General features: G+C 53.7%; 11 protein-coding genes. 4 read left to right on the top strand and 7 right to left on the bottom strand.

Going from position 1 to position 11,994, the window contains the following annotated elements; genetic code table 11:
* Positions 1–24: 24 nt before the first annotated feature.
* The 5 genes from ACT3UM_RS14690 to ACT3UM_RS14670 form a co-directional block, all read right to left on the bottom strand.
* Positions 25–705, bottom strand: a complete 681-nt coding sequence (locus ACT3UM_RS14690; protein ID WP_498899984.1) for a 4'-phosphopantetheinyl transferase family protein — start codon at positions 703–705, stop codon at positions 25–27.
* On the bottom strand, positions 683–1,423 hold the full coding sequence (locus ACT3UM_RS14685; protein WP_498899982.1) for a thioesterase II family protein: 741 nt from the start codon (positions 1,421–1,423) through the stop codon (positions 683–685). The genes ACT3UM_RS14690 and ACT3UM_RS14685 overlap by 23 nt, the downstream gene beginning before the upstream one ends.
* Positions 1,413–1,658: an MbtH family protein gene (locus tag ACT3UM_RS14680; RefSeq protein ID WP_498899980.1), complete on the bottom strand. Its 246-nt coding sequence runs from the start codon at positions 1,656–1,658 to the stop codon at positions 1,413–1,415. Before ACT3UM_RS14680 ends, ACT3UM_RS14685 begins: the two co-directional genes overlap by 11 nt.
* Before the next feature lie 253 nt (positions 1,659–1,911).
* Positions 1,912–2,118 carry a DUF4880 domain-containing protein gene (locus tag ACT3UM_RS14675; protein ID WP_035577080.1) on the bottom strand — a complete coding sequence of 69 codons (207 nt, stop codon included), beginning with the start codon at positions 2,116–2,118 and terminating at the stop codon, positions 1,912–1,914.
* A 123-nt stretch (positions 2,119–2,241) separates the two neighbouring features.
* The gene (locus tag ACT3UM_RS14670; RefSeq protein WP_498899978.1) at positions 2,242–2,769 is read right to left on the bottom strand and encodes an RNA polymerase factor sigma-70; all 528 of its coding nucleotides are present in this window, start codon (positions 2,767–2,769) and stop codon (positions 2,242–2,244) included.
* Positions 2,770–3,222: 453 nt separating this feature from the next.
* Between ACT3UM_RS14670 and ACT3UM_RS14665 the strand changes: the two genes are divergently transcribed.
* Positions 3,223–4,086, top strand: coding sequence for an ABC transporter substrate-binding protein (locus ACT3UM_RS14665; protein ID WP_498899976.1), 864 nt, complete (start codon positions 3,223–3,225; stop codon positions 4,084–4,086).
* A 45-nt stretch (positions 4,087–4,131) separates the two neighbouring features.
* Here ACT3UM_RS14665 and ACT3UM_RS14660 read toward each other — a convergent pair whose 3' ends face one another.
* A complete protein-coding gene (locus ACT3UM_RS14660) occupies positions 4,132–6,306 on the bottom strand; it encodes a TonB-dependent siderophore receptor (protein WP_498899974.1) in 2,175 nt (724 codons plus the stop codon).
* A 298-nt stretch (positions 6,307–6,604) separates the two neighbouring features.
* Here ACT3UM_RS14660 and ACT3UM_RS14655 point away from each other — a divergent pair, with 298 nt between their 5' ends.
* From ACT3UM_RS14655 to ACT3UM_RS14645, 3 genes are all read left to right on the top strand, one after another.
* Positions 6,605–8,170, top strand: a complete 1,566-nt coding sequence (locus tag ACT3UM_RS14655; RefSeq protein ID WP_498899972.1) for an ATP-binding protein — start codon at positions 6,605–6,607, stop codon at positions 8,168–8,170.
* A gap of 110 nt (positions 8,171–8,280) precedes the next feature.
* Positions 8,281–9,078, top strand: coding sequence for an inositol monophosphatase family protein (locus tag ACT3UM_RS14650; RefSeq protein WP_498899970.1), 798 nt, complete (start codon positions 8,281–8,283; stop codon positions 9,076–9,078).
* A gap of 198 nt (positions 9,079–9,276) precedes the next feature.
* A complete protein-coding gene (locus tag ACT3UM_RS14645; protein WP_498899968.1) occupies positions 9,277–10,044 on the top strand; it encodes an ABC transporter ATP-binding protein in 768 nt (255 codons plus the stop codon).
* A gap of 89 nt (positions 10,045–10,133) precedes the next feature.
* On the opposite strand, the gene ACT3UM_RS14640 is transcribed toward ACT3UM_RS14645, so the two are convergent.
* Positions 10,134–11,786, bottom strand: coding sequence for a multidrug ABC transporter permease/ATP-binding protein (locus ACT3UM_RS14640; RefSeq protein ID WP_498899966.1), 1,653 nt, complete (start codon positions 11,784–11,786; stop codon positions 10,134–10,136).
* Positions 11,787–11,994 lie beyond the last annotated feature (208 nt).

Raw genomic sequence — 11,994 nt, 5'->3', positions numbered from 1 at the left:
CTCCTAAAAAGTCGTTGAGTAGCGTTAACTCTGGGCATAGCTCTTTGCATAGCCCAGGGCAGCGGCATAGCCACTCGGCGCTGGCAGCGGCCATGCCTGCAGAGGTGATGACACGGGAAGCGAGTGCTTAAGGCAGTAACTAGCAGGCGGCACTGCAGCTGGGCTAACCGAGAGCGCTTGCAGGTGGTCAGCGATTCCTAAACCCAAGGTCTTGAGTACCGCTTCTTTAACCACCCAGCGCTCCATGAAGGGCAGCGTGGCGCCGCGAATGTGGTCGCGCTGCTCGCTCGGCGATAGCACCATCCCGTGCAGCGGCGCCAGTTCGGCATCGGATCGACGACGCTCAATATCGACCCCCACAGAGCCGCCGGGAGCGAGCGCGATAAGGGCGACATGGCCAGAGTGGGAAACATTGAAAGCAGGCCCATCAACGTTTTCCAACGCGGGTTTGCCGTAAGCGTTCTGAGTGAACACCAGCTTTTCTGGCGCTATACCGGTGTGCGCGGATAGCAGCCGTCGCAGGGCAGCGCGTGTCGCCACGGCACGTACGACATCGGCGTGATGGCGAAGCCGCTGGGCGCGCTGCCACTCAGCCCGGCTCAGCAGACGATCATCGTCGTCCGCTACCGGGGCATTCAGGTCGAGCGCTAAGCGCCATACCTCAAGCCCTTCGGGCACCCCTTCAGCTAACCGCAGGCGCTGCATGAGGCACCTCCTCAAGCCGTCGGGCCAGTGCCCGCTTTAGGGTATTCAGCACTTGCGGTTGCTGCTGGCGAATAAAGAAGTGCCCTCCTTCGAACCAGTCTAAAGAGAACGCCCCGCCGGCTTCCCGCTGCCACGCTTCCAGGCGCTCTTGCTCGATATCGTCTTCACGCCCGGCGAGTACCTTTAGGGGGTAAGCAAGCGGCGACCCGCCGCGATAGCGAAAACTACGACAGAGGCGGTAGTCCGCCATCAAGATATCGAGGGTAAGGCGCAGCAGCTCTGGGCTTTCGAAGACCTCCTCTGGGGTGCCGCCCTGTTGGCGCAAATCTGCGATTAAGGCCTTATCGTTATCAAGCCCCGCCAAGCGCTCTGAGTCGCGCATTGAGGGCGCCGCGCTACCTGAGGCGAATAGCATCCGTGGCTGAGGGCGCCCCACATCGCGCAAGCGTGCCGCCATGCCATAGGCCAGCAGCGCCCCCATGCTGTGGCCGAACAGGGCAAAATCACCGCGCATCCGCGTTGCCTGCTCTTCGCACAGCCGCACCACCTGGGTCTCGAAGTCATCGATAAGCGACTCACCCAGTCGCTCACCACGCCCAGGCAGCTCGACGGGATATACCTCGATCCAGGCGGGCAACTGGCGCTTCCAGCGCAGATACATGGTGGCGCTGGCCCCGGCGCAGGGCAGGCAGAGCAGTCTTAAACGCTTAACCTGCATCCACCTGCTCCGCCTCAGCGTTGGCCTGCTCATCCATCCACTGGCGCAGCGAGAGCGGCCGCATATCGGTCCAGGTTTTTTCGACGTAGTCGAGACAGGTTGGTTTATCGCCGAACACGCCAGTATCGGTCCAGCCCGCGGGGATCGCTTTCCATTCGGGCCAGAGGGAGTACTGCTCTTCGTGGTTGACTAATACGCGGAAGACACCATCTTCACGATCAAAACAGCTTGTCATGGAATTAACCTCATCGTTGCCAAAGGAATGAGAAATAAAACGCAATTGCTTCTCATTACTTAGTGACGAGTGAGGAACCAGAAAATTTAATGCTGGAAAGGAAGAAAGTAGAAAAAATAGGGGGAGGGGTCGCTAGGGCGTCGACATAGCATTACCCTTGCCAGGCTAAAAATTGCTCCGACGGGAGGCAGCGTTAGCTCGCGACCATTGAGTTAGCCTGAAAATCGAAGGAGGAGAGTAAAAAAGTGGCTTATCAGCTACGCTCATCACCGCTTGGGATCAGCCCTGTTAGCATCCAGAGCTGTTCTGCTTCATGAAAGACTCGGCGGTGCTGGGAAGAAGCCGCTAACCAAGCATGCAGCGCTTCGCGATCAGCGTCGCTCAACGTCTCTTCATGCTCGCGCATCAGCCAATCTAGCGCTGTTTGCCAAACGGCATCGTCGCCGCTGTCGTTATCCATCGTTACTGTCAACCCTCGCTATTGCGGCCTGCTTATTACCTGCCTATGGAAGCGTCTGATATTCTCAACGCTATTGGCTGACAGTGTAACAAAGCGACAACAAAGAGGGGACGGAACGCCGATTTACTTATCTGGCAACGACCGACCTTGTAGCGACTGGTGGCAATGAGACAGCGCATCGCGAATCATAAAGTTAACTGACGTGGTAGACACACCTAGCTGTAGCGCTACTTCCCGCTGGGTATGGTTTCCCGAACGGTAAAGCTCAAAGGCGCGTCGCGTACGCTCTGGCAGTTCGTTCAACGATTCGACCACCTGGGCCAATGCCTGGCGATCAATGGCAATCACCTCAGGTGAGTGTGATGCACAAGAGGCGTTATCCCCCTCCTCTGCTTTTGCAAACAGCGCTGACTCAAACGCGGAACGACGGCAGCGGTCAATGGCGAGATTGCGCACCACCCGTGACACGTAGGATATGGGCTGCTTTACCTCAAAAAGCGTGGTCGCCTCTGAAATTTTCAGATAGGCATCCTGCACAACATCGTCGGCTTGATCAGCATTGCCCAATACTTTTGCGGCGACACAGCAGAGCCGGGGCCGCTGATTAACGAAGATGTCTTCTAACTCAGCGCTCCAGGTCTGGGTATCCACAGCACGGCCTCCTGCCTTGATTAACACCACGAAATAAATGGCAACAATTATTATTTGCGTTACCATCGGGTAAGTCAACCGGTGTGAGCTAATCCACTTTTTATAACGATATGCTGGTTCACCGAGTGGCTACATAACGTCCTTCTGTCCCTTTCTATGCGTAAGGCGTTTTCTCCTTGCCCCTCCTGATGCCCGCCATGCATTGACTTCACCCATAAGCCATTCATAATACAAATAATAACGATTAATATTTACCAAAATGACCAAAAATCTTATCCACGCATGGACATGTGAGCAGAGCTTACTCTGCAAAGTTGAACATTTAACTATCCTCATGACGCTAATTTATATGAAAACACAGGCATCATTGTGAAACATAAAAATGGTATTTTTAGTCGCTCTGCAAGCCATGCAAGAGTCGCTTTATCAGTCGCCTTACTAATCAGTGTATCAGTGAGTAAGGCGTTACTGGCAGATGACGAAAACAGCGTAGCTCCCTTGGCAACGTTTGATTTCGCCATTGCAGAGACACTCAGCGCGATTGGTCATCCTCCCAGGTTTTTAGCGGGTCTGAAGGGATACGAAACCTACACACGTCAAGGTGGCGTTATTCCCACTACGACTAACCTTGGCTACCGTTTCCTGCCTAACTATGAACTACTAGCAAGCCACCCTCCCCAGCATATTCTGATTTCTCCGCCCGCACATGCCAGCTTACTGCCGAGGCTAAGAAAAATTACTGATGTTATGGAGTATCCGCTTTATAACTATGCCGATGGTGATGGCAACCATAGCGACTGGGAAACGATTGAAGCGTTGACTCGTCAGTTGGGTACCCTCGTCAATGACGCTGCCGCATCGGAGCAGTACATTGAGCAAACCAACCGTTACTTTGACGACTTAAAAAGCCAGCTTAGCAGCATCGACGAACCTGTTTTAATGGTACGGCTAGTGGATGAGCGCCATGCCCGCGTTTATGGCAAAGGAAGCGTTGAAGGCATGGTATTAAATCGCCTTGGCCTTCAGAACGCCTGGCAGGGCGACTTAGGTCAGTGGGGGATGACGACCGTCAGCGCAACGTCCCTGTTTAGCATCAACGCTAAAATGATATTCCTTGAAAGCCCCTACGACCCTTCGGGTGGACAGCGTCAACTACTCGCTGATGGCCAGTGGCGGCACTTACCAACCGTGAAAGAAGGCAACTATCTCATTATTCCTACCAACTACTGGTCTTGGGGAGGGCTACCTGCCGCAAGGCATTTTGCCGAAAGTCTTGCCAACCATCTAATTGAAAGCGCCGCACCGCCAGCAAGATAGGCGATGCGGCGCGAGCGATTAAAACCCCCCTTCAGTACCTATGCGCTACCAATCGTAGGACACAGTTCCCAGTACGGTGCGTTCGGCCCCCCAATAGCAACGCCCTCCGTTGTTACAGCGAGCCACATACTCACGATCAAAAAGATTATTGGCGTTGAGTTTAGCACTCCAGTTATTGCCGAAATCATAACCAATGGCCGCATCGACTAGCGTCTCACTACCTATCTCAAGTGTGCCGTAATCAAGACTTTCTGGAGGATAAGCGTAGGATTTACCTAGGTAACGGACACCAAGACCAGTTTGTAGGCCGTTCAATGCCCCCTGCCGGAAAGTATAATTGGCCCAAACAGAGGCCTGGTGACGCGGAATTCCTGTAATTTGCTCATCTTCTAAACGCGAACCGGCATCTTCGACAATCCTGGCATCGATATAACTATAGGCAGCAGTCAGGCTCAGGCTTTCGTTAATATCGCTCTTAACCTCTACTTCTAAACCCTGGGATTGTGTCTCACCAATCTGGCGATAGTCACCGGAGCTGCCGTCGTAGCTAACATCATCTTGTTTAGTGATGTCATAAGCAGAAACCGTTACCTGGGTATTCCAACCCTCCGGCTCGTATTTCACCCCTAGCTCTACTTGGTCGCCGGTAATAGGTTTGAAGTTGTCTTCAGTGTTAAGTTGAACCGGCACGAAAGTAGTAGAGTAACTCACGTAAGGAGAGATGCCGTTGTCAAACTGATACATCAACCCGGTTTGCCAGCTGAATGCTTCGTCGGAGCGCTGAGTATCTTCATTAGCTGCGGTATAATCATCGTATTCACTATCCGCCCAGTCGTAACGACCTCCCACCAATGCAATCAACCCGCCGACTTTGCCCTGCCATTGAGCATAAGTTCCGGCCAAATTTTGCTTTAGATCGCCATCACTAGAGAGACTGGAGGTTTGCGGCTCGCTGCTATACTGAGGGTCAAAAATATCAATAAGATAGAATTCACCACTGGCGATGTCACTAGCATACTGGCTCTGTACGAATGACGTCCTATCGAAGCTGGCGCCGAACAACACAGTGTTTTCGAGCGCTCCGGTGGTCACATTGCCGACCACTTGGTTATCAATGGAGTAGATTCTAGACTCGTTGGCGCGATCAAGATTATAGGCGCCAATGTTAGAACCGTAACCTGCATCAACGAACTGCAACCAGGTTTCCTGCCGATCTACCAGAGATCGCGTATACCGCCCGTTTTGGCGAAACGTCCAATCATTATCAAAGCGGTGCTCGTATTCGTAACCTAATGTCCAAAATTCCCGCTCAAAGCCATCCCAGTCAGGGTGCCCTAGGTTGGTGTCGGTGCTCAATTTACCGCCTGGATTGTCGAGCAGAGTACCCGACGCCGGTAGCCCTAATTGAATCTCGGTGCTGTCTTTTTGATATTGTCCCAGCAATGTCAGGGTATCCCTGTCGCTCAGATCGATGGCCAGCGAAGGGGCAAAGTAGATCCGGTCGTCCTCCATGCTATTGATTTGCGTATCAGCCTCGCGAATCAGGGACACCATTCGACCACGAACGCTGCCATCTTCATTCAGAGCGCCCGACACATCAGAGGAGAACTGCCGTCGGTCATGGGTACCATAGCTAAGATTGACCTCTCCCTGTCGTTCATACGTAGGGCGCTTGCTAACCAAATTCACCATGCCACCGGGCACGTTTTCACCGTATAAAATCGATGTCGGCCCCTTGAGCACTTCAACCCTCTCTAAGCCATATGGCTCGGCCGAAGTGGCATAGGCATTAGACTGCACGCGTAAACCATCTCGATAGGTACCGTATCCGTAATCACGCTGGTTCATACCGCGGATATAGAAAATATCACCAGCCAGCGCATCCCCCCCAGGGTAGTTGGCACTGTTAACACCAGGTACGTAATCCAAAATGTTGCCCAGCGTTTGTGCCCCCTGATCCTCAATCTGGTTTCGCGTTACCACCGATATTGAGCGTGGAGTCTCGGACAGTGGAGTATCTGTTTTTGTTGCCGTTAGGCTACGTTCCGCCTGATAGCCTACATCCGGGCCCTGCGCCCCTACCCTTTCTGCGGTTACCGTTAGGCTCTCCAATTGCGAGATCGATTCTTCCTCCTGGGCTGCAGAATAAGTTGGCACTGCAGCCAATGTGGCAACCAACAATCCGCTCTGACAGGAGAGAGCGTATTTTCCCTTGAACATGCAGCTGTTCCCTTTTTAAGAGCGTGTGAGAATTAAATATAAAATAAATCTATATAATTATCATTTATATTTAATAAAAAATTCACTCACACATACCTTTCTTCGCACCCTCATTACAAGCTAACCATTCGAAAATTCTCTCGTTCTTATAGATATCCAGCTTTCTCTGCTACTCATCTTGCCACCTCACCTAGTGAAACCACATACGCCATTCACTAACGATCTCGTCACTAGGCAGTACAAACTTTGGGCATGCTAGACTGTTGACTATATTGCTGCTTTGCCCTGGAGACCCACCGTGACGGATGCCCACCGCCGTAAGCTCCCCATCGGGATTCAGACGTTCTCGGATATCCGCGAGGGCGACTATTACTACGTCGATAAAACCCCGCATATTGAGCGCCTGGTTAACCAGAACAAATACTACTTCCTCTCGCGGCCGCGCCGCTTTGGTAAAAGCCTGTTGCTGGACACCCTGCGCTGCCTGTTTGAAGGTCGCCAGGCGCTGTTTGAAGGGCTCTATATCCACGGCAAGTGGGACTGGCAACAGCGCTATCCGGTGATTCGTATTAGCTTTGCCGATGGCGTGATGCAGAGCCGTGAAGGGTTAGACGAGCGTATTCGTGAGCAGCTTAGGGTTCAACGTGAACAGCTTGGCATTACTCAGCACCATAAAACCGACATACCGGGTGAGTTTTCCGCCCTCATCCGAGCCGCCCACCAGCAGTACGCCCAGCGGGTGGTTGTACTGGTTGACGAGTATGACAAGCCTATTCTGGATAATATCTTAGCGCCCGAGCGCGCCCGGGAACTGCGCGAGGGCTTGAAGAACCTTTACAGCGTGCTTAAAGACGCCGATCCACACCTTCACTTTGTGTTGCTTACTGGTGTTTCCAAGTTCAGCAAGGTCAGTCTTTTTTCGGGATTGAATAACCTAAACGATATCACCCTGGATGCCCCCTTCAGTACGATTTGCGGCTATACCGACGAAGATATCGATACGGTGTTCGCCCCAGAGCTGCCCGGTCTTGATCGTGAGGCGATCCGCCAGTGGTATAACGGCTACCGCTGGGGTGGCAGCGAGGTAGCCTCTGTCTACAACCCCTTTGACGTGCTGCTACTGTTTCAGAAACGCGAATTTGGCCCGTACTGGTTTGAGTCTGCGACGCCGACATTTTTGGTCGACATTCTTAAGCAGCGCGGAGTGTTTACCCCCTCGTTGGATCATTGGGAAACCGAGTATGAACTGCTCAGCCAGTTTGATGTGGATCAGATCAGCACCGAAGGCCTGCTATTTCAAACCGGCTACCTGACTATTCAGCAGGTAGAAGAGCCCCTTGTAGGCTACCGCCAGTACACCCTGGGCTTTCCTAACCGCGAAGTCGAAACCAGCCTCAACCATGCGCTGCTGCCGTCACTGGGGGTCGAGAACGCCCCACGTGAGCGCCGTACGCTGTTTCGCCATTTAAGCCAGCACGATATTGCCGGGTTAGAAGCACACCTCAAAGCGCTCTACGCTGGACTCCCTCACGATTGGTACCGTAACAATCCCATTGCCCGCTACGAAGGGCATTATGCGAGTATCTTTTACAGCCATTTTGCGGCCCTGGGGCTGGATGTGACGGTAGAGGATGCCAGCCACCACGGTAAGGTGGATATGAGCGTGGATTTTGGTGGGCATATCTACCTGTTCGAGTTCAAGGTGGTTGAGCAGCTGCCGGAAGGTAAAGCGCTGGCGCAGATCAAACACAAAGGCTACGCCGATAAACACCGCGCCTCTGGCAAACCCATCCACCTGATCGGCGTGGAGTTTTCCAGCGCCCAGCGCCAGATTGTGGCCTTTGAGGTGGAGACCTTGGCTTAGCCATCAAGCTATCCGTCACTGTCATCGGCGTGTCATGAATGGCTAGTTACATTGAATGGATACAGTTTTAGCCATTCACTACGACACGATGAATGCCCAGGAGAAACACAATGCTTGATAGCAGCAATGACCTGCTCGAAACGGTGAAGCAGGCAGCGTACGAGGCGGGTGCGCTGTTGCGCGAGGGATATTCGCTCAAGGGTAGGATTGCCTTTGAGCAAAAGGGGGCGTCAGACTTTGTCAGCTACTACGATACGGCTGCGGAAAACATCATTATCGACTGTATCAGCAGCGTTTTTCCCGATATCGCTTTCCTCGGTGAAGAGAGCGGCCTGACACCCACCGATAGCAACTATACCGTGATCATTGACCCTCTTGATGGCACCAGCAACTTCCTGCATGGAGTGCCTCACTTCTCGGTCTCCATTGCAGTCACCAAGGGCAATGAGCTGATCATCGGGGTTGTTTACCACCCCTTGCTTGATGAAATGCTGTGGGCAAGCCTTGGCACCGGCGTCTTCCTCAACGACACGCCGCTCACCACGCCGGAACCGCGCCCCCTCAACGAGATGCTAATAAGTACCTGTTTGCCCTACCACGCCAAAGGCGACTGTACGATAGCCATAAGCCAACTCGCCGCCTTAATGCCCCAGGTAGCCGGTATCCGCAGCCCAGGCTCGGCGGCGCTGGAGCTCGCTTATACCAGTCTGGGCCGCTTTGATGCCTTTTGGTCTCAAGGGGCTGCACTCGACTTTTGGGATATCGCCGCCGCCATTGTGATTGCCCGAGAGGCTGGCTATACCGTCACGGATCTCACTGGCGAGCCGAATCCCGCTCAATGGCGCAGCTTACTGGCGGCACACCCTGAGAGGCATGGCCAACTGCTAGCGTGTTTAGCGTCTTGCTGATACACGATCAACATCATCTCTAATCGTATCGGTTAGCCAATCAATCAGAGGCTAACCGCCTGAGACCTCTCCTGTTCTGGTTTCCACAAGCGGCGTTTGCCCTCTATCTCGTAAATCTTTTCATTTTTTTGTTAAAAATGAGAACTATTAGCACTAGAATGGAGCCATTATCATTAACCCTATTGCCAGGAGTGATTCATGTTCGAGGTCAGAGGCGCCACTTTTGAGATTAATGGCAAACCGATTCTAAATCCCATTGACCACAGCTTTCATGAAGGCAAGGTTTACGGCCTGATTGGCCATAACGGCTCGGGCAAGTCGACGCTGATCAAGCTAATGGCCCAGCAGCAGCCGGTAAGCCAAGGGGAGGTTCACTTTGATCAGCGCCCACTGAGTGACTGGGGAAATCGAGAGTTCGCCCGTCAGGTGGCTTACCTGCCCCAGCATTTACCGAGTGCAGAGAGTCTTACCGGACGCGAGCTAGTCGCCTTTGGCCGCTACCCTTGGCATGGCCTGCTAGGGCGTCACAACCAGAAAGACAAAGATGCCATTGATCGCGCCATCGCCCTAACCCACACCGAGGCCTTTGCCGACCGCCTGGTCGATACGCTCTCCGGTGGTGAACGTCAGCGGGTGTGGCTGGCCATGCTACTGGCTCAGGGCAGCCGTTTCCTGCTGCTGGATGAGCCCTTAGCAGCACTGGATATTGCCCACCAAATCGAAGTGCTAGCGCTAATCCGCAAGCTGTGTGATGAGTTAAATCTGGGGGTCATTATTGTCCTCCACGATATCAACATGGCATCGCGCTACTGCGACGAGCTGATGGCACTGCACAGTGGCCGCCTGCTGGCTCATGGCACCCCAAACGATTTGATGTGCGACAGCACCTTAGAAGCAATTTATGGATTGCCGATGCAGGTCATGAAGCACCCCAACGGAGAGCACAATATCGCCGTGGCTCAATAAAATTCACCTCTGTGGTCGGGCACGTTTAGGCGAGCACCTGCTTTAATCGGCAGGCGTTTGAGCCCGCCAGTTAAAAAGCTAGTGCACTGTTAGATATTGATCTGAGCAACGGCGTCTTCGCTTGCCCGTGCACGCTGTTCGCCTTTCAGCTCGCTTAGCTGGCCCTTCGACATCTCAAGCAACCGGTCGGCGTGGACGAAGTAACTGTCGTCATGGCTGATGGCAAACACGGTTTTCCCCATCGCTTTTAAGTTCGGTAACAGCTCGCGGTAGAACAGCCGCCGGAACTGCGGGTCTTGATCCGCCGCCCACTCGTCCAGCAATAAGATATCGCGCTTCTCGGCAATCGCCAGCAGAAGCGCCAGACGCTTACGCTGCCCTTGGGAGAACTGGGTGTTAATAACGCGATCACCCTCCCACTGCAGCTTGTGCTGCATCTGCAGTCGCTCAAGCCAGGTATCAACGACCTGCGGGTCAGCAGGCAGGCCTTCAGGGCCCATGGTCTGATCGAACTGATGGAAATCGGTAAACACGCTGGCAAAACGGGCGCGAAACGCCTCCCACTGAGCAGCAGTGACCACCTGCCCATCAATCTTGATGGTGCCACTTTGGGGGCGGTATAATCCCGAAAGCAACCTGGCCAGGGTCGACTTACCGCTGCCGTTACCGCCAATCAGAAACACCTGCTCACCGCGCACAAGGGTCATATTAAGAGGCCCCACCTGGAAGCCCTCGCCCTGGGCAGTGTCCGGGTAGTGGTAGGTGACTTCCTCCAGCTCCAGACGCTGCCAATCGGCCAGCGTATCGTCGACGGCAAAGCTTGATTGGTACTCGGCTAGCTCCAGGCTGCTCAATTTATCAAACGCGACCTGGGCACTGATCAGCGTTGGCCAGGCGCCCACCGCCTGAATGAGCGGCGTACGCAGGAACAGCAGCGTCAACGCGAAGGTGGAAGCCACCGTGGTATTCGCCCAGCCCAATCCATTAGAGAGGAAAAACACCACCCCGATGGCACCCAACATCATAATGTTAGACCAGTTATTGGCACTTAAATGGTAGGTATCGGCGCGGATGATATGGTGACGATAGTCACGGGCATTGGCGGTATAGCGCTCGTCATAAAAGCGCCGGGCACGGTCGCGGTTGAGCGCCAGCTCTTTGCGCCCTTCAATGGCCGCCTGGAAATCCTTATATAGACTGTCTTCGCTTTCACGCACCAGGCGAAAGTGGCGATACACCCGCGACACCAGCACCCAGCCCACGCCCATGGTAAACGCAATCCACACCACGGTGATCACCACCATTTGCGGCGAGAGCCATGCCAAGTAAGCCACCGAAGCGAGCGTTAGCACCACCCCCTGAATTAGCTCCGGTAGGCGTACAAAACCAATGGTGATATTGCGCACATCGCTGGACAGGCTAGCCAGCAAGGTGGCGTTGCCCAACTGCTCCAAACGCTCGATATCGGTGTCGAGAATCCGCTTTACCAGCCGTGAGCGTAGGTCAAACACAAAGTGATGCCCCAGCACAGTCAGTGCCAGCTGCGTACTCAGCGTAACCGCCAGCAGCACCGCCAGCAGGCCTAGAAATTGCGGCAACGCCGCCATACTGCCTACTTCAATAAGCCGCTGATTGATAAACGCAATCACCCCGACCCCTAAGCCAGCGCTCACTAGGCTCAGAGCAATGGCGCCCAGAAAGGGCCAGCGGTAGTGATGAAATACTAAGCGCAGCAGTTCCATAGTGCTCCTTGCCTTCCTGTAAAGAGCGCTGAAGTCTACCAGCAGCACCTCTTACCAAGAAGGCGTCATTTATATTGGCTTCAAACCGATGTCCTGGCCGTCTGTTTCAAAAGGCCATTCCAAAGCGCTATTTCTAAGCGCTATCCCAAAGAGCTATTTCTAAGCGCTATCCCAAAGAGCTATTTCTAAGCGCTATCCCAAAGAGCTA

The organism is Halomonas sp. AOP13-D3-9 (genome assembly GCF_052379125.1).
In the GTDB taxonomy this organism is placed as follows: domain Bacteria; phylum Pseudomonadota; class Gammaproteobacteria; order Pseudomonadales; family Halomonadaceae; genus Vreelandella.
This window is presented reverse-complemented; position numbering and strand designations above follow the sequence as displayed.

Excerpts from the sequence above, each read along its gene's own strand:
- ACT3UM_RS14675 (WP_035577080.1), bottom strand. The coding sequence starts at position 2,118 with ATGGATAACGACAGCGGCGACGATGCCGTTTGGCAAACAGCGCTAGAT.
- ACT3UM_RS14690 (WP_498899984.1), bottom strand. The coding sequence starts at position 705 with ATGCAGCGCCTGCGGTTAGCTGAAGGGGTGCCCGAAGGGCTTGAGGTA.
- ACT3UM_RS14685 (WP_498899982.1), bottom strand. The coding sequence starts at position 1,423 with ATGCAGGTTAAGCGTTTAAGACTGCTCTGCCTGCCCTGCGCCGGGGCC.
- ACT3UM_RS14645 (WP_498899968.1), top strand. The coding sequence starts at position 9,277 with ATGTTCGAGGTCAGAGGCGCCACTTTTGAGATTAATGGCAAACCGATT.
- ACT3UM_RS14680 (WP_498899980.1), bottom strand. The coding sequence starts at position 1,658 with ATGACAAGCTGTTTTGATCGTGAAGATGGTGTCTTCCGCGTATTAGTC.
- ACT3UM_RS14650 (WP_498899970.1), top strand. The coding sequence starts at position 8,281 with ATGCTTGATAGCAGCAATGACCTGCTCGAAACGGTGAAGCAGGCAGCG.
- ACT3UM_RS14660 (WP_498899974.1), bottom strand. The coding sequence starts at position 6,306 with ATGTTCAAGGGAAAATACGCTCTCTCCTGTCAGAGCGGATTGTTGGTT.
- ACT3UM_RS14640 (WP_498899966.1), bottom strand. The coding sequence starts at position 11,786 with ATGGAACTGCTGCGCTTAGTATTTCATCACTACCGCTGGCCCTTTCTG.